Origin of the sequence: Streptomyces sp. TG1A-60 (assembly GCF_037201975.1) — a bacterium.
Classification (GTDB): domain Bacteria; phylum Actinomycetota; class Actinomycetes; order Streptomycetales; family Streptomycetaceae; genus Streptomyces.
The window spans coordinates 4,530,695-4,553,350 of sequence record NZ_CP147520.1 but is presented as its reverse complement, the minus strand read 5'-3'; the positions used below and the strand labels follow the sequence as shown (position 1 = coordinate 4,553,350).

17 protein-coding genes and 1 riboswitch are annotated in these 22,656 nt (G+C 69.7%); of the genes, 8 read left to right on the top strand and 9 right to left on the bottom strand.

The window, feature by feature from the left end; genetic code table 11:
* Positions 1-131: 131 nt before the first annotated feature.
* From WBG99_RS19725 to WBG99_RS19715, 3 genes are all read left to right on the top strand, one after another.
* Complete coding sequence (locus WBG99_RS19725) at positions 132-2,429, top strand: glycoside hydrolase family 3 N-terminal domain-containing protein (protein WP_338900405.1); 2,298 nt, start codon at positions 132-134, stop codon at positions 2,427-2,429.
* A 117-nt stretch (positions 2,430-2,546) separates the two neighbouring features.
* Positions 2,547-4,022 (top strand): GH32 C-terminal domain-containing protein, encoded by a 1,476-nt coding sequence (locus tag WBG99_RS19720; protein ID WP_338897553.1) that lies wholly within the window; start codon positions 2,547-2,549, stop codon positions 4,020-4,022.
* A gap of 91 nt (positions 4,023-4,113) precedes the next feature.
* Positions 4,114-7,050 (top strand): discoidin domain-containing protein, encoded by a 2,937-nt coding sequence (locus tag WBG99_RS19715; protein ID WP_338897552.1) that lies wholly within the window; start codon positions 4,114-4,116, stop codon positions 7,048-7,050.
* Between the two features lie 594 nt (positions 7,051-7,644).
* On the opposite strand, the gene WBG99_RS19710 is transcribed toward WBG99_RS19715, so the two are convergent.
* The 5 genes from WBG99_RS19710 to thrC form a co-directional block, all read right to left on the bottom strand.
* The gene (locus WBG99_RS19710; protein ID WP_338897551.1) at positions 7,645-8,766 is read right to left on the bottom strand and encodes an NADH:flavin oxidoreductase; all 1,122 of its coding nucleotides are present in this window, start codon (positions 8,764-8,766) and stop codon (positions 7,645-7,647) included.
* 265 nt (positions 8,767-9,031) lie between these two features.
* The gene (gene groL, locus WBG99_RS19705; protein ID WP_338897550.1) at positions 9,032-10,654 is read right to left on the bottom strand and encodes a chaperonin GroEL; all 1,623 of its coding nucleotides are present in this window, start codon (positions 10,652-10,654) and stop codon (positions 9,032-9,034) included.
* Between the two features lie 362 nt (positions 10,655-11,016).
* Positions 11,017-11,223 carry a cold-shock protein gene (locus WBG99_RS19700; protein ID WP_046709519.1) on the bottom strand — a complete coding sequence of 69 codons (207 nt, stop codon included), beginning with the start codon at positions 11,221-11,223 and terminating at the stop codon, positions 11,017-11,019.
* A 462-nt stretch (positions 11,224-11,685) separates the two neighbouring features.
* Positions 11,686-11,961 carry a MoaD/ThiS family protein gene (locus tag WBG99_RS19695; RefSeq protein WP_338897549.1) on the bottom strand — a complete coding sequence of 92 codons (276 nt, stop codon included), beginning with the start codon at positions 11,959-11,961 and terminating at the stop codon, positions 11,686-11,688.
* A 114-nt stretch (positions 11,962-12,075) separates the two neighbouring features.
* Complete coding sequence (thrC, locus tag WBG99_RS19690) at positions 12,076-13,404, bottom strand: threonine synthase (RefSeq protein ID WP_338897548.1); 1,329 nt, start codon at positions 13,402-13,404, stop codon at positions 12,076-12,078.
* 17 nt (positions 13,405-13,421) lie between these two features.
* A riboswitch (SAM riboswitch) is annotated at positions 13,422-13,578 on the bottom strand.
* A gap of 131 nt (positions 13,579-13,709) precedes the next feature.
* On the opposite strand from thrC, the gene WBG99_RS19685 reads away from it, so the two are divergent.
* Positions 13,710-14,654, top strand: coding sequence for a glucosyl-3-phosphoglycerate synthase (locus WBG99_RS19685; RefSeq protein ID WP_338897547.1), 945 nt, complete (start codon positions 13,710-13,712; stop codon positions 14,652-14,654).
* Positions 14,655-14,940: 286 nt separating this feature from the next.
* Positions 14,941-16,353 (top strand): trehalose-6-phosphate synthase, encoded by a 1,413-nt coding sequence (locus tag WBG99_RS19680; protein ID WP_338897546.1) that lies wholly within the window; start codon positions 14,941-14,943, stop codon positions 16,351-16,353.
* Positions 16,354-16,382: 29 nt separating this feature from the next.
* Here the strand turns inward: WBG99_RS19680 and otsB are convergent, their stop codons facing one another.
* The 3 genes from otsB to WBG99_RS19665 all read right to left on the bottom strand — a co-directional run bounded on the left by otsB (position 16,383) and on the right by WBG99_RS19665 (position 18,813).
* Positions 16,383-17,243, bottom strand: a complete 861-nt coding sequence (gene otsB, locus WBG99_RS19675; RefSeq protein ID WP_338897545.1) for a trehalose-phosphatase — start codon at positions 17,241-17,243, stop codon at positions 16,383-16,385.
* A gap of 16 nt (positions 17,244-17,259) precedes the next feature.
* Entirely contained in the window at positions 17,260-17,487 is a 228-nt protein-coding gene (locus tag WBG99_RS19670; RefSeq protein WP_338897544.1) for a DUF3263 domain-containing protein, read from the bottom strand.
* A 75-nt stretch (positions 17,488-17,562) separates the two neighbouring features.
* Positions 17,563-18,813: an extracellular solute-binding protein gene (locus tag WBG99_RS19665; protein WP_338897543.1), complete on the bottom strand. Its 1,251-nt coding sequence runs from the start codon at positions 18,811-18,813 to the stop codon at positions 17,563-17,565.
* Between the two features lie 206 nt (positions 18,814-19,019).
* Between WBG99_RS19665 and WBG99_RS19660 the strand changes: the two genes are divergently transcribed.
* From WBG99_RS19660 to WBG99_RS19650, 3 genes are read left to right on the top strand one after another with little or no spacing between them, the layout of a single operon-like run.
* Positions 19,020-20,006, top strand: coding sequence for an ROK family protein (locus WBG99_RS19660; RefSeq protein ID WP_338897542.1), 987 nt, complete (start codon positions 19,020-19,022; stop codon positions 20,004-20,006).
* Positions 20,006-21,274 (top strand): N-acetylglucosamine-6-phosphate deacetylase, encoded by a 1,269-nt coding sequence (gene nagA / locus WBG99_RS19655; protein WP_338897541.1) that lies wholly within the window; start codon positions 20,006-20,008, stop codon positions 21,272-21,274. The genes WBG99_RS19660 and nagA overlap by 1 nt, the downstream gene beginning before the upstream one ends.
* A 22-nt stretch (positions 21,275-21,296) precedes the next feature.
* On the top strand, positions 21,297-21,482 hold the full coding sequence (locus tag WBG99_RS19650) for a hypothetical protein (protein ID WP_338900603.1): 186 nt from the start codon (positions 21,297-21,299) through the stop codon (positions 21,480-21,482).
* Between the two features lie 26 nt (positions 21,483-21,508).
* Here the strand turns inward: WBG99_RS19650 and WBG99_RS19645 are convergent, their stop codons facing one another.
* Positions 21,509-22,477, bottom strand: a complete 969-nt coding sequence (locus WBG99_RS19645; protein ID WP_338897540.1) for a CBM35 domain-containing protein — start codon at positions 22,475-22,477, stop codon at positions 21,509-21,511.
* Positions 22,478-22,656: the final 179 nt, after the last annotated feature.

Here is a 22,656-nt window from a genome sequence, read left to right as displayed (position 1 = left end):
GCAGGCAGCGCGCGAGCCCCGCCGCGCCAGTCCGAGCTCCACCACGGCAGACGGCAGCGTCCTTGCGACAAAGCGCTCGAAGTCGCCAACCAACTCTCTGACCTGTGACGACTCATCTCTTGGAGAACAACGTGGGACAGCCGGTCCGCTCTGCGGCGTACCTGGATCCGGAATCATCCGTGGAAGCGAGGATCGAGGATCTGCTGTCACGGATGACCCTGCCGGAGAAGGTCGGGCAGCTGCTGATGCTCGACGCGCAACACGGGGACCTGGCCGACATCGTGTCGGCCAAACTCGCCGGATCGGTCCTGCACGTGTCTCCCGAGCTGATGCCGCAGGCCATGGAACTGGCCGGGCGGACACGGCTCGGCATTCCGTTGCTGACAGCCGACGACGGCATCCACGGCCACTCGTTCTGGCCGGGCGCGACCATCTTCCCGACACAGCTGGCCATGGCCTGCACCTGGGACCCCTCCTTGCTCCACCGGGTGGCACGCGCGGCCGCGACCGAGATCGCGGCGACCGGAATCCACGGGACGTTCTCCCCAGTGCTGTGCATCACCCGGGACCTGCGCTGGGGCCGGATCAACGAGACGTTCGGCGAGGACCCGTTCCTGATCGGTGAACTCGGGGCGGCGATGGTGCTCGGCTATCAGGGCGAGGGCCTCAGCGACCCGACCGCCGTGCTGGCGTACGCCAAGCACTTCGCGGGCTACTCCGAAACCATGGGCGGGCGCGACGCGAGCGAAGCCGATCTCAGCCCGCGCAAGCTGCGCTCGTGGTTCCTGCCCCCGTTCGAGCAGGCGGCCCGGGCCGGCTGCCGCGGCTTCATGCTCGGGTACCAGTCGATCGACGGCGTGCCCATCACCGCGAATCAGTGGCTGATCAACGATGTGCTCAAGGGCGAGTGGGGCTTCACCGGGACGCTGGTGACCGACTGGGACAACGTCGGCCGGATGGTCTACGACCAGCGAACCTGCACCGACCACGTCGAGGCGGCGGCGGTCGCCGTCAACTCCGGGAACGACCTCATCATGGCCACGCCGGCGTTCTTCGAGGGCGCGCAGGAGGCGGTCGCCCGCGGCCTGGTCGAGGAGAAGCAGATCGATGACGCGGTGCGGCGGGTTCTGCGGCTGAAGTTCGAGCTCGGACTCTTCGAGGACCCCCGCACCCCCGACCCCGAACGGCAGGCGCAGGTGATCGGCTGCCGCACCCACGCCGACCTCAACCTCGAAACAGCCCGTCGTTCCCTGGTGTTGCTGCGCAACGAGGGCATCCTGCCCCTCGAAGGCAGGCTGACCTCGGATGGAACCGGCCGCGCCGCAAGCCAGGGCACCCCGCGGACGATCGCGGTCATCGGCCCCAACGCCGACAGCCCGGAAGCCATGCTCGGCGACTGGGCGGGCGCCACCGGCCAGGTCCCATGGATGCCCGAAGGCCATCCCCGCGAGACGGTGGAGACGGTGCTCGACGGCCTTCGCGCCGTCGCACCCGCCGACTGGACCGTCACGCACGCCCGCGGAGCCGACATCGCAAGCCCCGCCCATGCCCCCGAGTGGTCCACCGGGCCCGACGGCCAGCCACTGCCGCCCGTTTTCACCCCCGCCCCGGTCGACCAGGCGCAGCTTCGGGAGGCCGTCGCCGCAGCAGAGGCCGCCGACTACGCCGTCGTGGTCGTGGGGGACACCATCGCCCTCACGGGCGAGACGCGCTCGACGGCCACGCTCGACCTCCAAGGAAGCCAGATCGCTCTGCTGGACGCGGTCGCCGCCACCGGCACCCCCATGATCGTCGTACTGGTCCAGTCGAAGCCGAGCACCCTCCCGGAGTCGGCACTGAACGCGGCAGCACTCATCGAGGCGTTCAACCCGGGCATGCGCGGTGGCCGCGCGATCGCCGAACTCCTCCTCGGACTCGTCGAACCCAGCGGCCGGCTCCCGGTCTCCTTCGCCCGCCACGTCGGACAGCAACCGGTCTTCTACAACCAGGTGCGAGGCCAGCACGGGGAGCGCTACGCGGACCTCACCCAAGACCCCCTGTTCGCGTTCGGCGAGGGCCTCACCTACACCACCGTCACCTACTCCGACCTCGTCGTGCACGACCCGGACGTCCCCGCCGACGGCACCGTCGACGCCACGGTGCGCCTCACCAACAGCGGCAGCCGTCCGGCCCTGGAAACGGTCCAGGCGTACATCAGCGACCTGACCACCAGCGTCACCTGGGCCGAGCAGGAGCTGCAGGGATTCACCCAGGTCGACATCCCTCCCGGCGAAAGCCTGGACGTCCACCTCACCGTCCCTGCCGCGCAGTGCTCACTCGTCACGGCCGACAACCGCCGAGTGGTCGAACCAGGTGAGTTCATGCTCCGCGTCGGCCCCAGCTCACGGCGGGAGCACCAGCTGAGCGCGGGATTCCGCATCCGGACCTGAAGCCCTCAACCGGGCCTGAGGACCCCCGCCCCGTCGGCCCGCCGCCCCGCCAACCAGAGGGCCGGCGGGGCGGGACCCATCTGACCCGGCCGCTCTGACATACGGAAAGGCACGCGTGTGTTCACCACACCCCGCGATCCGCACCGCCCCGTGGCGCACCTGCGCCCGCCCCGCAACTGGGTCAACGACCCCAACGGGCTGGTCTTCCACGACGGCTACTACCACGTGTGCTACCAGTACAACCCGTCCGGAGCGACCCACGCGAACATGCACTGGGGCCACTTCCGCAGCCCCGACCTGCTGACCTGGGAGCCGCTGCCGATCGCCCTGTCCCCGAACCCCGATGGCGTGGACGCCGACGGCTGCTTCTCCGGCAACGCCGTCTCCGACGGCGACCGGCTGGTCGCCTTCTACTCCGCGCACCGCGAGGACCGCTCGTTCCAGCACCAGCCGGTCACCTGCGCCATTTCCCACGACGGCGGCAACAGCTTCCGCCCGCGCGGCGAACTGCTCATCCCCGAGCTGCCCGAGGGCTGCACCATGTACCGCGACCCGTACGTCTGGCAGGACGGCGACGGCTGGCGGATGCTGGTCGGCGCCGCCCTCGCGGACGGCCGCGCCGCCGCCCTTCTCTACGACTCACCCGACCTGGAGAACTGGACCTACCGGGGGCCCTTCGCGGCCCGCCGTCCGGAGCCCATCGGTGGTACCGACCTGTTCACCGGCGAGGGCTGGGAATGCCCCCAATACCTCCCGGCAGCCGACGGACCCGGCGCCCTCATCCTCAGCACATGGACCGAACCCACCGGCCCGCAGAGCGTCGCAGCCCTGATCGGCGAAGAGCACGACGGCCACGTCAAGGCCGGCCCCGCGGTACCTGCCGACCACGGCCCCGACTGCTACGCACCGGCCCTGCTGCGCGCACCGGGAAACCGGTGGCTGCTGTGGGGCTGGTCATGGGAAGCCCGCGACGAAGCCTGGGCCGTCGCGGACGGATGGGCCGGCGTCCTCACCCTGCCCCGTGAGATCCATGTCCACGACGACGGCACACTGCGCCAGCAGCCCGCCACCGAACTGCTCGCCCTGCGCGGCGAGCACGCTGTCCACGCGGAGGGCGTGACCGACGGCCCGCAGCCGGTGGACCTCGGCAGCGTGGGCCGCGCCTTCGACCTGACGGCCCGCCTGGAGCAGCCCGCCGGAAACGCCGGCCTGCGGCTGCTCACCACCCCGGACGGCTCCGAGTACCTCGACATCCGCCTCGATGCCGACGCGGGCGAACTGGTCGTCGACCGTGACCACGCCTCACTGGATACTCGGGCCCGCGGCGGCTCCTACCGGATGCCCTGCCCAACCGACCGGCCTGTCGACCTGCGCGTGATGGTCGACCACTCCATCGCCGAAATCTTCCTGACCACCACCGGCCAGGTCCTCACCCTGCGCTTCTACCCCACAGGGCAGAGCTCCTGGCGACTGCAAGCCCGCACCGCACCGGGTACGCACCTCGGCTACGCGATCGACGCCTGGGAACTGCACCCGCTCGTGATCAAGGAGCCGAGCACCAGCGCCGCAGAGCCGGCGCCGACGTCGCCGTAGAACCGGCTCCAACCGGTCGATCCCCACCTCGGCAATGCGTCCCACCCCCTCTCCCAAGTACTGACCAAGCAGGTCCGAAGGAGGATCTTCCATGAGCTCATACGGTCTCGGACGACGCCAGTTCCTGGCCACCGCCGTCGGTGTCGCCGCCGCCTGGACCTCGGTTTCCGGGAACGCCATCGCCGCCCCGCAACTGAAGCAGACCGCACGCAGCAATTCCGTCCGTGTGTGGCTGACGGACGTATCGGCCGACAAGTGGGTCGCCGGCCAGGACGATGTGCTGTTCAAGGCGAAGAGAACGGCCAACCCGCTCACGATCAAGATCGACGACAGCGTCAAGTACCAAAAGGTCCAGGGCTTCGGCGCGGCCGTGACCGACTCCTCCGCCTGGCTCATCGACAAGCTGTCCACCGCCGAGCGGACCAAGCTGATGAAGAAGCTGTTCGATCCCTCGAAGGGAATCGGCCTCAGCCTGCTCCGCTCCCCGATGGGCGCCACGGATTTCAACGCGTCCGGGAACTACTCCTACAACGACATGCCCGCGGGACAAACGGACCCCACGCTGTCCAACTTCTCCATCCAGCACGACGTGCCGTACATCATTCCGGCCTTGCAGCAGGCCCTCTCACTCAACCCGTCCATCAAGATCATGGCCAACCCGTGGAGCCCACCAGGCTGGATGAAGACCTCCGACTCCATGATCGGAGGCACCCTCAAGAGCGAGTACACCTCCGCGCTGGCCAACTACTTCGTCAAGTTCATCCACGCCTATGGCGAAGCCGGCGTGCCCATCTCCTACATTTCCCCGCAGAACGAACCCATGGGCACTCCCACCTGGCCCGGAATGTTCCTGTCCGCGTACCAGGAAGCCGAGTTGATCCAGGAGATCGGCAAGGCGTTCGAAGCCAACGGAATCTCCACGAAGATCCTGGCCTGGGACCACAACTGGGACGTGCCCTCGTATCCGGAGACGATCTTCAGCGACCCCGCAGCCTCCAAGTACACCGCGGGAACCGGATGGCACATCTACAGCGGCAACCCGACCTACCAGACGCTGGTCCACAACGACTACCCGAGCAAGGAAACCTTCATCACGGAAGCCACCGGAGGCGTTTGGCAGGACAGCGACCAGACGGCGTTCAGCGAAGCACTGGGTACGTGGATCATCAACGGCACGCGCAACTGGGCGAACGGGGTGATGCTGTGGAACATCGCACTCGACCCCGATCGGGGCCCGCTCAACAGTGACACCGCCGGTATACCCATGCTGCGGGGCTTGCTCACGATCGACCCGGCCGACGGGCGGGTGACCTACAACGTGGACTACCACGCCCTCGCTCACGCCAGCAGGTTCGTCAAGCCCGGAGCACGCCGGATCTACTCGAACACCTTCGGGGAAGGCAGCATAGAGAACGTCGCGTTCCAGAACCCGGACGGATCGAAGGTCCTGATCGCGCACAACACGGGAAGCGCGGCGAAAACCTTCAGCGTCGCGGACGGGACACACTCGTTCGACTACACCCTGAACGCCGGCGACGCCGTCACCTTCACGTACTCCGGACCTGCGCAGAGCGGCCGCGCCCCCGCAGCGACCAAGGTCTCGGACCCGACACACGACTTCACCTTCAAGTCGGCATCCGGCCCGGTCACCGTCACGTACGACCCGGCACTGCTGCCATACCAGAACTCCATCCGCACCGGAAACAAGCTGGTCACGTACTCCCTGCCGATCGGAGCTTCCGTCCAGACGACGGGAAGGGCACTGAGCCGTAGCAAGTGGACCGCCACGGCTTCGGCGCAGGCGGACTGGGGTGTGGCCGCGAACGCGATCGACGGTGACATCGACACAAAGTGGAGTCTCGGGCACGGGACGACGAGCGGCGACTGGTTCCAGATCGACCTGGGGAGCCCCACGAGCTTCAATAAAATCGTCCTCGACACCGGAGTGAACAACTCGTTCGACTACGTCACCAGGTATCAGATCTACGTTTCGAACGACGGTGCCGATTGGGGCAGCGCGATTGCGAGCGGCAGCGGAGGCATTGGCAAGATGGCCGTCACGTTGCCGACCCGAACGGCACAGCACATTCGCATCGTCAGTACCGCGGCCTCCGGCTTCTGGTGGGCCATCGGCGACATCGAGGTGTACGGGTCTGCGCGTGGAACCGGCTCGATCACAGCTCCGACAGCGGTATCGAACGGCCTCCAGCTGAAGAACTGGACCAGTAAGGAAGGGGAGCAGGTCACCGCAGTATTCAACGGGACCACCGACAGCAAGAGCTTCAATATATCCACCGACGGCTCGTACACGTATACGCTGCCAAGCGGCACCTCGGCGATGTTCACCACCAAGAAGCTGTCGAGCTTCCCATCGCCGACCTTCAGCGATCTGAAGCCGGGCCAAGGCATGCCGCGCTCCAAGTTCACGATTCGCGGCTCTGGTTTCGGCGATGCACAGGGGCTGGGCACGGTGCATTTCGGATCAAGCTATGCCGAAATAGACACCTGGTCGGACACGAGCATCAGCGCCTACGTTCCGAAGGGGCTTCCAGCGGGGAAGGTCACGGTTTCCGTGAAGGGAACCAGCGGAGCAGACGCAGGACGATCATCGTTCGACGTCATCGATCTAGGTCCTGCGCTGCCGCGGACGGGCTGGACCGCAAAGGCTTCAGACGCAAGCCAGTGGGATGCGCCCGGAAACATGCTCGATGGCAACTCTGACACTCGGTACAGCTCCGGAACAGGGCAGTACGACGGCCTCTGGATCCAAGTGGACATGGGGCAGACGCAGACCTTCGACAAGATCGTGCTCGATGTCGGCGCCAGCGTAAGCGACTATGCGCGGAGCGCAGACGTATACGTGTCCACGGATGGAACCGACTGGACCAGGGTCTCCTCAGTAGCGGACGGCCAGCGAGTCCACCTGATCTCCTTCCCGACGCAGACGGCTCGCTACATCAAAACCGTCAATACTGGCAATGTTGCGCGCAACTGGTGGTCAGTCGCAGAATTCAACGTCTACAACTGACCTCGGGCTTTCATGTAGGGCGACCGTTGGCAGACACATTCGCGCACTTCGGCGCGGGCGGTGTGCAGCGCGGCCAGGGCCCGCTGCCCGCGCCGACGACAGCTTGCTGATCAGCCGGCCATGGTCGGGTCGGAGGCCACCCGCCCCGAACACGGCCACCAAGGACCTCGACAATCCTCATTCTTGCAGTTCAGAGGCGATTTTCGTTTGTCTGACCGCCCGTCGGACACACGCTGCCTGAAAGCGTGAGGCCAGAAGGACAGGACTCGCTGGGGCCACCTATCGATCCTCACGGGGGCCAACTACAGATCCTCCCGGAGGCCCTGCCGGGCGGCACCTGCGGCGCCTGCCGAGGCGAACGCGCCCCGTCCCGCCCCAACGCGCCCCTCAGCGCCGCCGCGGTCCACGACCGCGCGGCCCGGATCCGAGCCGCGATGTCACAGCGGACACGAGACAACGAGACCGTCGTCGTGTACGGCGAGCCGAAGGAGGGCCGCCATGAGCTGACTGCCTCCTGCCCCGGAGGGGTCCCCTGCGGAACTCCGCGACACCGGGCCCCCACCCGCGTGGACCCGGCATCACGCGTCCTGCTTCTCAGCTGAGCGAGCCCAGCGCAGCCGGCTCGAACGCCTTCAGCTCGTCGAAGCGGCCGTCGAGCACCTTCGCGGCCCACTGCGGGTCCTGGAGCAGCGCGCGGCCCACGGCGACGAGGTCGAACTCCCCGCCCTCCAGGCCGTCCAGCAGGTCGTCGATGCCCTTGGTCGACGATCCCTCACCGGCGAACGCGGCGATGAACTCGCCGTCCAGGCCGACCGAGCCGACGGTGATCGCAGGCTTGCCGGTGAGCTTCTTCGTCCAGCCGGCGAGGTTCAGCTCGGAGCCCTCGAACTCCGGCTGCCAGTAGCGGCGCGTGGAGGCGTGGAACGCGTCGACACCGGCCGCCACGAGCGGGCTCAGCAGCGCCTCCAGCTCCTCGGGCGTCTCGGCCAGCCGCGCGTCGTAAGCCTCCTGCTTCCACTGCGAGAAGCGGAAGATGACGGGGAAGGTCGCGGACACGGAGTCCCGTACGGCCGCCACGATCTCCGCCGCGAACTTCGTACGGGCGACGAGGTCGCCGCCGTAGGCGTCCGTACGGCGGTTGGTGCGCTCCCACAGGAACTGGTCGATCAGGTAGCCGTGGGCGCCGTGGATCTCGACGCCGTCCATGCCGATGCGCTCGGCGTCGGCGGCGGACCTGGCGTAGGCCGCGATCACCTCGTCGATGTCGGCCTGCGTCATGGCCCGGCCGCCCTCCGCCTCCGTGCCGTCGACCCGCAGGCCGGAGGGACCGAGGACCGGGGCGTCGGGGAACAGCTTGCCCTGCTGCCGGACGGTCCCGATGTGCCACAGCTGCGGCATGATCGTGCCGCCACCGGCGTGCACGGCCTCCGCGACCTTCGCCCACCCGGCGAGCTGCTCCCCACCGGCGAACCGGGGCACCCCGTCCAGATCCCCGGCCGTCTCGTGCCCGACGTACGTCCCCTCGGTCACGATCAGGCCGACGCCCGCGGCGGCCCGCCGCCCGTAGTACGACGCCACGTCCGCGCCGGGCACACCACCGGGCGAGAACACCCGGGTCATGGGCGCCATCGCGATCCGGTTGGGAACGGTCAGGCCGTTGATCGTGACGGGGCGGGACAGCACTTCGGCGGCACGGGAGGGGGAGACGGTGGTCACGTGAGGACTCCTCGGAGAGGTCGTGGTCGGACTTCGGGTGGCTGATGCGGACGCGGTGGCCGACGCGGACGCGGACGGCGGACGCGAGTGGCCGATTCGGTACATGCACACGCATGTACGCCTCTCCCGTCAACCGCCCCGCGCCGCCACGGCATTCCGGCATCGCGCCCCCGCCCATGTGACCCCGGACACGCCCGAGGGCGGCACTCCCGTTCTCAGGGAGTGCCGCCCTCGGTACTGAAGGACGGTGATCGACCGGGGTCGATCAGAAGTCCATGTCACCGCCCGGCATGCCGCCGCCGGCCGGCGCGGCGTTCTTCTCCGGCTTGTCGGCGATGACGGCCTCGGTGGTGAGGAAGAGCGCGGCGATGGAGGCGGCGTTCTGCAGGGCAGAGCGGGTCACCTTCGCCGGGTCGATGATGCCTTCGGCGATCATGTCGACGTACTCACCGGTCGCGGCGTTCAGGCCGTGACCGACGGGCAGGTTGCGCACCTTCTCGACGATGACGCCACCCTCGAGACCACCGTTGACGGCGATCTGCTTGAGCGGGGCCTCCAGCGCGAGCTTCACGGCGTTGGCGCCGGTCGCCTCGTCACCCGTCAGCTCCAGCTTCTCGAAGACCGTGGAGGCCTGGAGCAGGGCGACGCCACCACCGGCGACGATGCCCTCCTCGACGGCCGCCTTCGCGTTGCGAACGGCGTCCTCGATGCGGTGCTTGCGCTCCTTGAGCTCCACCTCGGTCGCGGCACCGGCCTTGATGACGGCCACGCCGCCCGCGAGCTTCGCCAGGCGCTCCTGGAGCTTCTCGCGGTCGTAGTCCGAGTCGCTGCTCTCGATCTCGGCGCGGATCTGGTTGACCCGGCCCTGGACCTGGTCCGAGGAGCCGGACCCGTCGACGATGGTGGTCTCGTCCTTGGTGATGACGACCTTGCGGGCACGGCCCAGAAGGTCGATGGAGGTGTTCTCCAGCTTGAGGCCGACCTCCTCGGAGATGACCTCGCCGCCGGTGAGGATGGCGATGTCGTTCAGCATCGCCTTGCGGCGGTCACCGAAGCCCGGGGCCTTGACCGCGACGGACTTGAAGGTGCCGCGGATCTTGTTGACGACCAGGGTCGACAGGGCCTCGCCCTCGACGTCCTCGGCGATGATCAGCAGCGGCTTGCCCGACTGCATGACCTTCTCCAGGAGCGGGAGCAGGTCCTTGACGTTCGTGATCTTGGAGTTGGCGATGAGGATGTAGGGGTCCTCGAGCACGGCCTCCATGCGCTCCATGTCGGTCGCGAAGTACGCCGAGATGTAGCCCTTGTCGAAGCGCATACCCTCGGTGAGCTCAAGCTCCAGACCGAAGGTCTGCGACTCCTCGACGGTGATGACGCCTTCCTTGCCGACCTTGTCCATGGCCTCGGCGATCAGCTCGCCGATCTGGGTGTCGGCGGCGGAGATGGAGGCCGTGGAGGCGATCTGCTCCTTGGTCTCGACCTCCTTGGCCTGGTCGAGCAGGGCACCGGAGACGGCCTCGACGGCCTTCTCGATGCCGCGCTTCAGGGCCATCGGGTTGGCGCCGGCGGCGACGTTGCGCAGGCCCTCCTTGACCAGGGCCTGGGCGAGGACGGTCGCCGTGGTCGTACCGTCACCGGCGACGTCGTCCGTCTTCTTGGCGACTTCCTTGACCAGCTCGGCGCCGATCTTCTCGTACGGGTCCTCGAGCTCGATCTCCTTGGCGATGGACACACCATCGTTGGTGATCGTGGGGGCGCCCCACTTCTTCTCGAGGACGACGTTGCGGCCCTTGGGGCCGAGCGTCACCTTGACGGCGTCCGCGAGCTGGTTCATGCCGCGCTCGAGGCCGCGCCGCGCCTCCTCGTCGAACGCGATGATCTTGGCCATGTGAAGTGGTCCTCCCGGACTGGGGTGGATTGCTCCGGACCGCGCTGGCGCCCGCGACGGACGGCCTGCCTGCCTCGTGGTTCCTTGCCCCACCCGGCCTGCGGGCCTCGCCGACCCGGTCCTCGTTGTCACTCTCACCTGCAGAGTGCTAACGCCAATGATTAGCACTCGCCCCCTGCGAGTGCAAGCGGGTCTCAGTGATCCGCAGGTGAACGCACCCGCGTGCGCCAGTGCGCGACCTCGGCTCGACACCCCGCCCCGGTGTCGCTTCCCGGGCACGCAGGAGGGCCCGCACCCCTGTACGGGGTGCGGGCCCTCCCGGAAAGAACGAAGAACGTCGCTGCGAAAACCCGGCGCGTACTTCAGCCGACCGCCAGCCGGACCATGTCCGCCTGCGGCCCCTTCTGACCCTGCGAGATCTCGAACTCGACCCGCTGGCCCTCTTCCAGGGTGCGGTAACCGTCCATCTGGATCGCGCTGTAGTGGACGAATACATCCGCACCACCGTCGACCGCGATGAAGCCGTACCCCTTCTCCGCGTTGAACCACTTGACGGTGCCCTGAGCCATGCCTAACTCCCCTATTACTGGCCCTTGCACAGATCCGCACTTCGCGGATCCGGGTCAGACCTCACCCCCCAACGGTTGGGGGTGTGCGCCGGAACGCGTCGACCGCGGCCGAATGTATCTGTCCAACTGCCCTCTGCAACAGGTCAATCGGACGAGAATTCTGGACACGACCGGTCGGGAATGTACGAACAATTCGCCCGAATTCAGGGCAAGTCGGGCCTCACAAAAGGAGCAAAACGCGCAAAAGCCCTGCATACTTTGGCTATTTCGTATAGGGCGTGCGGCGAGCTCACATATGCGCCGGGCACGAAATCACTACGGCGATCGATCCGCGTTCCCCAACTGTACCCTGCTCAACCATAGAGAATTGCCCCCTCCGCTTCTCTCGCGGAGGGGGCAATTCGATGAACGCTCGGTAATCGATGTTACCGACGGTTACTACCGACCGGTACTGACCGGCGGTCAGCCACCGGCGACCGCGGGGATGATCGACACGCCCGCACCGTCCGGCGTGGCCGTCTCCAGCCCCTGCTCGAACCGGACGTCGTCGTCATTCACATACACGTTCACGAACCGCCGCAGCTTGCCCTGATCATCCAGAACCCGGGCGGCGATCCCGTTGTGGTTCTTCTCCAGGTCGGCGATGACCTCGGCGAGGGTGGCGCCTTCAGCGGTCACCTCGGCCTGCCCGCCGGTGTAGGTGCGAAGGATGGTGGGGATGCGAACGCTGACGGACATGATGGGAAACCTCCGGATACGTGCGGCAGAGCTAGGGGGCGTGTTCCATGTGCGGCTACCGCCGCGTGGGCGTGACCGGGCCCCACGGGTCCGCAGCCGAACGACGACCCGGTCTCAGGCGAGACCGGCTTCACGGAACGAGTCGAGGTTGGGCCGGATGGTCGCGGTCAGCCCGGTGCCGGCCACCGCGTCCAGCGTCTTCAGACCGTCGCCGGTGTTGAGGACGACCGTCGTCAGCGTCGGGTCGAGAACCCCGTCCTCGATCAGCTTCTTCGTGACCCCGACGGTCACACCACCGGCCGTCTCCGCGAAGATCCCCTCGGTCCGCGCGAGCAGCCTGATCGCGTCCACGATCTGCGCGTCCGTCACGTCCTCGACGGCCCCGCCGGTGCGCCGGGCGATGTCGAGCACGTACGGCCCGTCGGCCGGGTTGCCGATCGCCAGCGACTTGGCGATGGTGTCCGGCTTCTGCGGCCGTACGACGTCGTGGCCCGCCTTGAACGCGACGGACACCGGCGAGCAGCCTTCGGCCTGCGCACCGAAGATCTTGTACGGCCTGTCCTCGACGAGCCCGAGCTTGATCAGCTCCTGCAGCCCCTTGTCGATCTTCGTGAGCTGCGAGCCGGAGGCGATCGGGACGACGAGCTGGTCCGGGAGCCGCCAGCCGAGCTGCTCGCAGATCTCGTACGCGAGCGTCTTCGATCCCTCCGCGTAGTACGGCCGCAGGTTGACGTTCACGAAGCCCCAGCCCTCGCCGGCCGGGTCGCCGATCAGCTCGGAGCAGAAGCGGTTCACGTCGTCGTAGTTGCCCTCGATGCCGACGAGCTCGCCGCCGTAGACCGCGGCCATGACGACCTTGCCCTGTTCCAGGTCGTGCGGGATGAACACGCAGGACCGGAAGCCGGCGCGGGCGGCGGCGGCACCCACGGCGCCGGCCAGGTTGCCCGTGGAGGAGCAGGAGAGGGTGGTGAAACCGAAGGCGCGGGCCGCCTCCAGCGCCTGGGCGACGACGCGGTCCTTGAAGGAGTGCGTCGGGTTGCCGGAGTCGTCCTTGACGAAGAGCTTGCCCGGGTCGACGCCGAGCGCGCCCGCCAGGTTGTCGGCCTTGACGAGCTGGGTCCAGCCGGGGTTGATGTTCGGCTTGGTGGCCACGTCGGCCGGGACGGGCAGCAGGGGCGCGTACCGCCAGATGTTCGCGGGGCCCGCCTCGATCCGCTTCCGCAGCTCCTCCGTGTCGTACGCGGAGTAGTCGTACGCGATCTCCAGCGGGCCGAAACACTCCTCGCACGCGAAGACGGGGCCGAGCGGGACGCGGTGACCGCACTCGCGGCAGCTCAGGGCGGCGGCGGGCCCGAGGTCGACACCGGAGGCGGTGGAAGCGGGGGACGCGGTGGCGGAACCGGGGGTGGAGTCGGTGGTGCTTGCGACAGTCTGCGCAGCCATGGAGGCGAGGCCCTTTCTCCTCATCTTCCCCACGACGCATCTCGCCGTGAGACGGATTTGGCACCTTCCCGAGCCGGGAGCCTCGCGGTGCGATCGACGGTGATCGTCACGAGACCGGCTGGAGGGTTGCCGGGGCTTCATCGGGCCGTGTCCCTCTGCCCCTCTGGATGAGCGGTATTCGGTTGTATGCGCGAACGAGCACCGACATGCGATGGTCATCAGCGTTGTCCAAGACTGTAACCGACGGCCAGGACAGTTGAGGGAACCGTCCGAACCGCGAGATGAACGCAGAGGAGCCGCGCACCGTGCTGAAGGAAGTCGAGCGCTGGCTGAGTACCCGCTCCTGGTCCGTGGCCGACCGCCCGCTCCACCGGATCCTGGCCGCGAAACGCGCCGGCGGCCAGACGGTCAGCGTCGTTCTGCCCGCCCTCGACGAGGAGGAGACGGTCGGCGACATCGTCGCCGTCATCCGCCACGACCTCATGCGCCGGGTCCCGCTCGTCGACGAGATCGTGGTCGTCGACTCCGGCTCGACCGACCGCACGTCCGAGGTCGCCGCGGCGGCCGGTGCGAGGGTCGTCCACCGCGACGAGATCCTGCCCCGCCTCCCCACCGTGCCCGGCAAGGGCGAGGTCCTGTGGCGGTCGCTGCTGGCGACGACGGGCGACATCGTCTGCTTCGTCGACGCGGACCTCAGGGAGTTCTCGTCCGACTTCGTCTCCGGCATCGTCGGCCCCCTGCTCACCGACCCCGGCGTCGACCTCGTCAAGGCGATGTACGACCGCCCGTTGGGGTCGGCGGCCGGCCAGGGCGGCCGGGTGACGGAACTCATGGCCCGCCCCCTGCTCAACATGCACTGGCCCCGGCTGGCCGGCTTCGTCCAGCCGCTCGGCGGCGAGTACGCGGCCCGCCGCTCCCTGTTGGAACAGCTCCCCTTCCCGGTCGGCTACGGCGTCGAGCTGGGCATGCTCGTCGACGCCCTCCACCTCGTCGGGCTCGACGCCCTCGCCCAGGTCGACGTGGGCGTCCGCAAACACCGCCACCAGGACGGCCAGGCCCTGGGCCGCATGTCCGCCGCCATCTACCGCACCGCGCAACTCCGGCTGGCCCGGGGCCACCTGATCCGTCCGGTGCTGACCCAGTTCGAACGGGGCGAGGAGGGCTTCGAGCCGCGGACGCACTCGGTGGACCTGGAGGAGAGGCCGCCGATGGCGGAGATCGCGGAGTACGTGGAGCGAAAGGCCGCGTGATCAGGGGGGTGCGGCTGGGGACGGCGGGTGCGGGTCCGTCGTGGCTGGTCGCGCCCACATGGCGGAGCCGCACGGTGGCACGGCCCCGCGCCCCTGAGAAGCAGGGGCTGCGCCCCGGGCTTCCCAGCCCGCGGCACCCGTGCCTCTCATGGGCGCGGGGAACTGCGCGAGCAGCCACGCATCACCCGCAACCGCCGTCCCCCGCGCACCCCCAGCCGCACGGGCGCTCCTGTATACGGCCGAACCGCACGTTTGACCACCGAACCTCCGGGCTAGGTTGAGCCGTATGGCATCAACGCACGGCGCGGCCCAGGTGCTGGTCGCCTCCAACCGGGGCCCCGTCACGTACACGCTGGACGAGAAGACCGGCGACCTCACCTCCAGGCGCGGCGGCGGCGGCCTGGTGTCCGGACTCTCCGCGATCGACCAGGAGTCCGGCGCCGTCTGGGTGTGCTCCGCACTGGGCGACGGCGACCGCGAGGCCGTACGCCGAGGTGTGGCCGAGCCCGGCGTACGCATGCTGGACATCCCTGCCGACGTGCACGCCGACGCGTACAACGGCGTGGCCAACTCCGTGCTGTGGTTCGTGCACCACATGCTCTACCAGACCCCGCTGGAGCCCGCCTTCGACGCGGAGTTCCGGCGCCAGTGGGCCTCGTACGAGACGTACAACCGGGCCTTCGCCGAGGCGCTCGCGCAGGAGGCGGCGGACGGCGCGGCCGTGCTCGTCCAGGACTACCACCTGACACTCGTGCCCCGGATGCTCCGCGAACTCCGCCCCGATCTGCGGATCGGCCACTTCTCGCACACCCCGTGGGCGCCCGTCGACTACTTCCGGCTGCTCCCCGACGACATCGCCGCGCAGGTGCTCAGCGGCATCCTCGGTGCCGACCGGGCCGCGTTCCTCACGCGGCGGTGGGCGGACGCGTTCACCGACTGCTGTCACGCCGTCCTGGGCCCCGGCGTCCCGTCCGGCACCCGAATCGGCGTGCACGGCCTGGGCGCCGACGCGGACTTCCTGCGCGCCCGCGCCCACGAGACGGACGTCGACGAGCGCATGGCCGCGCTGCGGGAGCAGATCGGGACGGCTCCCGACGGCTCCCCGCGCCGCGCGATCGTCCGCGTCGACCGCACGGAGCTGTCCAAGAACATCGTGCGGGGCCTGCTCGCCTACCGGCAGCTCCTCGACGACCGGCCGTCCTGGCGCGAGCGCGTCGTGCACGTCGCCTTCGCCTACCCGTCGCGGCAGGACCTCGCCGTGTACCGGGACTACATGACCGAGGTCGAGCGGGTCGCGGACGAGATCAACGAGCGGTACGGGACGCCGGGCTGGACCCCGGTCATCCTCCACCTGAAGGACGACTTCGCGCGGTCGCTGGCGGCGTACCGGCTGGCGGACGTGGCGCTCGTCAACCCCATCCGGGACGGCATGAACCTCGTCGCCAAGGAGGTGCCGGTGGTCTCCGACGAGGGGTGCGTGCTGGTGCTGTCGCGGGAGGCCGGGGCGTTCGAGGAGCTCGGTGACGATGCGGTGGTGGTGAATCCGTATGACGTGGTCGGTACGGCGGAGGCGCTGCACGAGGCGTTGAGTGTGCCGGTGGACGAGCGGGCCGAGCGTACGAAGCGGTTGGCCGCGGCGGCTACGGCGTTGCCGCCGACCCGGTGGTTCCTGGACCAGTTGCGGGCGTTGGAGGGGTGAAGAGCGGCTGAAGCCGGGGCCGGCCCCGCTTACAAGTGCTCGGCGATCGCCGCCAGCAGGTGTACGACCCCTGCCGGGCCGTCGACGACCACGTCCGCTCTCTTGGAGAGTTCCGTGACCTCCGGGCTGCCGCTGCACACCAGCAGGGCCGGGGTGCCCTCGGTGCGGAGTTCTTCCAGGGCGGCGTAGGCGGGGAGGTCGCCGAGGTCGTCGCCGGCGTAGAGGACGGACTCGGCGGCGGTCTCCTCCAGGTAGGTGCGGAGGGCGACGCCCTTGTCCATGCCCGGGGGGCGGAGTTCGAGGACCAAGCGGCCGGGTTCGACGATGAGGCCGTGGCGGGTGGCGAGGTCGGTGAGGGGGGACCGCAGCGCCTCGAAGGCGGCCTGCGGGTCGGTGGCGCGGCGGGTGTGGACGGCGAGCGCCCGGCCCTTCTCCTCGATCCAGGTGCCCCGCCGGGCGTCGACGCCCTCCAGGAAGCCGGGGAGTTCGGCGCGGACGGCGGCGACGCCGGGGTGCGGGGCGGGGGCGCTGACCGTGCCGGTGACGGCGTCCCAGCGTTCGGCGCCGTAGTGGCCGAGGACGACGAGGTGTTCCAGGCCGGGGATGCCGGCGAAGCCGCCGTGGCGGACGGCGACCGCGGCCGGGCGGCCGGTCACCACGGCGACGGAGGCGACCTTGGGGGCGAGCGCGGCGACCGCGGCGACCGCGTCGGGGTGGGCGCGGGCCTGTTCGGGGTCGGGCACGATCGGGGCGAGCGTGCCGTCGAAGTCGAGCGCGATCACCGTACGGCCGGGGCGGGCGAGGATCGCGTCCAGCGCGTCCCGTCCGGCCGGGGTCACGGGTGTCGGCAAGGTGGCCTTGGGGTTCTCTGCGTCCTTGTGGCTGCCCATGGCTGAGACCCTAGCGTCATCTCTCGGCGCGCCGCCCCTCCCGCACGCGCCGCAGCCGGTTCACCGTCACCGGGTCGTGGGCGAGGGCCCGTTCGTCGTCCAGCAGGGCGTTGAGCAGCTGGTAGTAGCGCACGGGGGCGAGGCCCAGCCGCTCCCGCACGGCCCGCTCCTTCGCGCCCGGCCCCGGCCACCCCTGCCGCTCCAGCGCGAGGATGGCCTGTTCACGCGCGTCGAGCTCGTCCATGCGGAGAACGGTAACGGACGGCTGTGACACCCGCCCCGGACCGGCCCGGGGGCGTTCGGGGGCGCGCCTCACTCCTCACTCCGCGCGATCCGCCACGGTCGCCGTCTGCTGCAGCTGCTCAAGCACCGCCCGCGGCTTCGCGTCGCGCCGCACCGCCCGGCCTATCCGCTCCTTGACCGCCGCGCTGACGTCCGCCCAGGACGTCTTGCCGACGGGGTACAGCACGGCGCCGGGAAGCTCGTCGAGGAACGGCGCGAGATCCGCGTCGTCCTTGTCCCGGGCCATGGCCTGCGACGCGGAGGCGGTCACCGGCAGGAGGTCGTACTCGCGGGAGAAGGCGAGCACGTTCTCGTCGCTGTAGACGAAGTCGAGGAAGTCGCCGATCTCCTCACCGTGGCCGTTCTGCCTGAAGGCCATCATCCAGTCGGTGACCCCCAGGGTGGCGCGGGCCCGCCCGTCGCGGCCCGGCATGGCGGCCGTGCCGTACTCGACGCCCTGGTCGGCGGCCATGCGCATCAGGCTGGGGTGGCCGTTGAGCATGCCGACCTCGCCCCGGGCGAACGCCCGGAACGCGTCGGCGCGGTTCAGCTCGGCGGGAGCGGTGGGCCCCGTGAGGCCCCTGTCGACGAGTTCGTCCTTGAGCCAGGTGAAGGTGCGGACGTTGTCGGGGGAGTCGAGCTGGTAGGTGCCGACGTCGTCGGTGTAGCCGGCGCCGCCGCCGAGCAGCCACTGCATGGTCTCGGCCTGGGCCTCCTCGGGCCCGAGCGGCAGCGCGTAGGGGGTCTCGACGCCGGCCGCGTCGAGGTCCTCGGCGGCGGCCCGCAGCTCGTTCCAGCTGCGCGGGGCACTGTCGGCGCCCGCCTCGGCGAAGAGCTTCTTGTTGTAGAAGAGCACGCGTGTGGACGCGGCGAACGGCATCCCGTACGACACCCGCCGCACCTTGCCCGCGTCGGCGAGCCGGCTGAGGAAGCCGGCCTGGACGGGGATGGAGAGCAGGTCCTCGACCTCGTAGAGCCTGCCGGCCGAGGCGTAGTCGGCGTAGGTGCCGATCTGCGCCATGTCGGGCGCCTCACCGGTGGCGACCATCTCCCTGACCTTGCGGTCGACGTCGTTCCAGGAGTGGACGCTGACGTCGATCTCGACGCCCGGGTGGTCCTTCTCGTACGCCTTAACGAGCGCGTCCCAGTACTTCTGGGAGCTGTTCGCCCTGGAGGCGCCGTAGTCCGCGGCGACCAGTTTCAGGGTGACGCCCGGCCCGTCGGCCTCCGTGGCCCCGCAGCCCGCAAGCATCGCCATCAGTCCCAGCGCGGTCAGAGCCGCTGTCACGTTGGTCCTGACGCCGTTCTTCGTCCGCCGCTGCCGCTGTCGCACTCGTACTGTCCCACCTGTCGCACGGGCCCCGCGCGCAACAGCCTGGTTCACAGGCTCAGCGACCAAGCCCGTCACTTTCGAATTTCTCGAACTTCTTCATAAGGTCTACACCACTCTAATGGACTAGACCTCTTGCGGGTGGAAGGGTCACACTGTCACCCGTGAGACATGTCATCGCCCTCGATGTGGGCGGCACCGGGATGAAGGCCGCACTGGTCGGGGCGGACGGCACGCCGTCCGGAGGGGGGCCCGGCGTCCGGCCCGCGCTGTTGCACCGGGCGCGCCGCGCCACGGGGCGCGAGCGCGGCCCGGACGCCGTCGTCGCGTCCGTCCTCGACTTCGCGGCCGAGCTGCGCGCGTACGGCGAACGGCGCTTCGGCGAGCCGGCGTCCGCCGCCGGCGTCGCCGTCCCCGGCATCGTCGACTCCGACCGGGGCCTCGCCGTGTACGCCGCGAACCTGGGCTGGCGCGACGTCCCGCTGCGCGCACTGCTCGCCGAGCGCCTCGGCGGGTTGCCGGTCGCCCTCGGCCACGACGTGCGCACCGGCGGGCTCGCCGAGGGGCGCGTGGGCGCGGGCCGGGGCGCCGACCGCTTTCTCTTCGTGGCGCTCGGCACCGGGATCGCCGGCGCGATCGGCGTCGACGGCCGGGTGGAGGCGGGCGCCCACGGCTTCGCGGGCGAGATCGGCCACATCGTCGTACGGCCCCGGGGCGCGCCCTGTCCCTGCGGGCAGCGGGGCTGTCTGGAACGGTTCGCCTCGGCGGCGGCCGTCGGCGAAGCCTGGGCGGAGGCGACCGGCGACCCCGAGGCCGACGCGGCGGACTGCGCCAAGGCCGTCGAGTCGGGCGACCCCCGCGCGGGCGCCGTCTGGCAGCACGCCGTCGACGCCCTCGCCGACGGCCTCGTCACCGCCCTCACCCTGCTGGACCCGCGCACCCTCGTCATCGGCGGCGGCCTCGCCGAGGCCGGTGAAACCCTGTTCACACCCCTGCGGGCCGCCGTCGAACGCCGGGTGACCTTCCAGAAGGTGCCCGCCATCGTCCCGGCCGCGCTGGGAGACACGGCGGGCTGCCTGGGCGCCGGACTGATGGCCTGGGACCTCATCACCACCACGCCCCCCAAGGGCCCTTCGGAGGTAACCAGCTGATGGCACCCGCACTTTCCGACACCGGGTCCGACAGCGCTCCCACAGGGGCGCGGGGCAGTGCCGACCACGCGACGACCGCCGCGCGGGCGCGAACAGCCCCCGCAGACCCGCAGCCGCCGAGCACATCGCACCCCTACGTCCTCGAAGGCGCCAACGTCGTCCTGCCCACCGGCACCGTCAACAACGGCCGAGTGGTCATCGACGGCGGCAGAATCACCGCGCGCGCCCCCGAGAACGCCCCCGCGATCGACGTACGAAACCACTGGGTGCTCCCCGGTTTCGTCGACCTCCACAACCACGGCGGAGGCGGAGCCTCCTTCACGTCCGGCACCGTCGAGGACGTGCTCCGCGGCATCCACACCCACCGCCTCCACGGCACCACCACCCTCGTCGCCTCCACCGTCACCGGCGACCTGGACGGCCTCGCCCACCGCGCCGGCCTCCTGTCCGAACTGGCCGAGCAGGGCGACATCGCCGGCATCCACTTCGAGGGCCCGTTCATCTCCCCGTGCCGCAAGGGCGCGCACTCCGGGGAACTGCTCCGCGACCCCGACCCGGCGGACGTCCGCAGGCTGATCGACGCGGCGCGCGGCCGGGCCGCGATGGTCACCCTCGCCACCGAGCTCCCCGGCGGCCTCGACTCCGTACGCCTCCTCGCCGAGCACGGCGTCATCGCGGCGATCGGGCACACGGACGCCACGTACGAGCAGACGGTCCAGGCCATCGACGCGGGCGCGACCGTGGCGACCCATCTGTTCAACGCGATGCCCCCGCTCGGCCACCGCGAGCCCGGCCCGATCACGGCGCTCCTGGAGGACGAGCGGATCACGGTCGAGCTGATCAACGACGGTACGCACCTGCACCCCGCCGCCCTCCAGCTGGCGTTCCGGCACGCGGGCGCCGGCCGGGTCGCCTTCATCACCGACGCCATGGACGCGGCCGGCTACGGCGACGGCAGCTACATGCTCGGCCCGCTGGAGGTGCGGGTCGCCGGCGGAGTGGCCCGCCTGGTGGAGGGCGGCTCCATCGCGGGCTCGACCCTCACCCTGGACCGCGCCTTCCGGCGCGCCGTCACCGTCGACCGCCTCCCGGTCGAGGACGCCGTCACCGCCCTCTGCGCCAACCCCGCGAAACTCCTCGGCGTCTACGACCGCGTCGGCTCCCTCGAGCCGGGCAAGGACGCCGACCTCGTACTCCTCGACGCGGACTTCCGGCTGACCGGCGTGCTACGGAAGGGCGAATGGGTGAAGGATCCCCGACTGACCTGACCCGTCCGGTTGGTGGCATGCGGTGAGCATCGCGGCGGCCCGTCCGGGGGACTGCGCCGACCGCCGATCCCTTGACATCACCGAGCCTCCGCGACAGCTGTCGCCGATCGTGTCCTGGACGAAACCGGCGGCGGGCGAGTTCGACCGTCAGATGTACGAGGAGTTGGTGGGGCAGGTGGCGGTGACGGGGGAGGTCACGGCGGCGTGAGCGGGCTCAGAGCCTGAGGGCGGGCCTCAGCTCTTCCATCCCTTTCTCAGGTACAGCTGGTCGAAGTTGACGTCGCAGGAATTTCCGTCTTCGCAGGAGATCTTGATCTGGTTGCTGCCCTTGTTCAGCTGGACGTTCGCATAGGTGTTCGTCCAGCCCTTCTCGTAGTCGCCCTCTGCGGCCTTCGCGAAGTTGGCGAGGTTGAGGTCGCGGCCCTGAGCGGTGCCGTTGACCGTGAGAGTGGCGTCGGCGTCCTTGCCCGGGACGCCGTAGATGACGTACAGCGTGTACTTGCCGCTCTCCGGGACGTCGTCCGCCTTCCACGTCACCGACGAACCGACCGAGTTGAAGTTGCCGACGTAGAACCCGCCGTCCGACTTGGCACCGGAGATGTCGGACGCGATGGCCGCGTTGCCCCCGAGGAGGAGCGTCTTGGCCTCCGCCTTCGGGAGTTCGGCGGTCTCCGCCTCCTTGGACTTGCTGGCCGACGGGCTGGGCTCGGTGTTCTCCTCGGCCGTGGGCGTCGTGGAGGCGCCCGTGTCGTTGCCGGCCGTGTCCTCGCTGTCGTCGCCGACGATGATGGCGACACTGATGCCGATCACGACGGCGGCCACGACGGCGATCGCGCCGATCAGCAGCCCCTTGGTGTTGGGGCCGCCGCCACGACCGCCGCCCCCGGCGTTGCCGCGCGTCTGCTGGCGAGTCGCCTGGGGGCCGCCGGGGAACGCCTCCGGGGCCTGGTAGTTCGCGTTCGGCTGGCCGTAGCCGCCCTGCTGCTGCGGGACCTGCCCGTACTGCGCGGTGGGGGCCTGTGGGGCCTGCTGGGTCTGCTGCCCGTACTGGCGTTCGCCGACCGGTCGCACCCGGTTGACCGCGTTCGGGTAGCCGTAGCTCGCTGTGGGCGGTTGGGCTCCTCGGGCCTGCCCGTCGGCGTAGAGGTAGCCGAACGGGTCGTCGTCCTCGGGCGTGCTCGCGCCGTTGTTGCCGGGCGTCATCCCTAGGTCTCCTCAGCGGTGCGGTACATACGCGTACGGGTGGCAGGTTGGTGCGTGGGGGTGCAGGAGAGCGAGCCTACCCGCTCGTGCTGGCCCAAAGGGGTGACTCAGGCCTCATCGTCGTGCCGACGCACCGCCCACCAGGCGCCTTCCCGTCGCAGGCCACCTCTGACCTGCGT

Excerpts from the sequence above, each read along its gene's own strand:
- WBG99_RS19715 (WP_338897552.1), top strand. The coding sequence starts at position 4,114 with ATGAGCTCATACGGTCTCGGACGACGCCAGTTCCTGGCCACCGCCGTC.
- groL (WP_338897550.1), bottom strand. The coding sequence starts at position 10,654 with ATGGCCAAGATCATCGCGTTCGACGAGGAGGCGCGGCGCGGCCTCGAG.
- WBG99_RS19700 (WP_046709519.1), bottom strand. The coding sequence starts at position 11,223 with ATGGCTCAGGGCACCGTCAAGTGGTTCAACGCGGAGAAGGGGTACGGC.
- WBG99_RS19695 (WP_338897549.1), bottom strand. The coding sequence starts at position 11,961 with ATGTCCGTCAGCGTTCGCATCCCCACCATCCTTCGCACCTACACCGGC.
- thrC (WP_338897548.1), bottom strand. The coding sequence starts at position 13,404 with ATGGCTGCGCAGACTGTCGCAAGCACCACCGACTCCACCCCCGGTTCC.
- WBG99_RS19680 (WP_338897546.1), top strand. The coding sequence starts at position 14,941 with ATGGCATCAACGCACGGCGCGGCCCAGGTGCTGGTCGCCTCCAACCGG.
- otsB (WP_338897545.1), bottom strand. The coding sequence starts at position 17,243 with ATGGGCAGCCACAAGGACGCAGAGAACCCCAAGGCCACCTTGCCGACA.
- WBG99_RS19670 (WP_338897544.1), bottom strand. The coding sequence starts at position 17,487 with ATGGACGAGCTCGACGCGCGTGAACAGGCCATCCTCGCGCTGGAGCGG.
- nagA (WP_338897541.1), top strand. The coding sequence starts at position 20,006 with ATGGCACCCGCACTTTCCGACACCGGGTCCGACAGCGCTCCCACAGGG.
- WBG99_RS19645 (WP_338897540.1), bottom strand. The coding sequence starts at position 22,477 with ATGACGCCCGGCAACAACGGCGCGAGCACGCCCGAGGACGACGACCCG.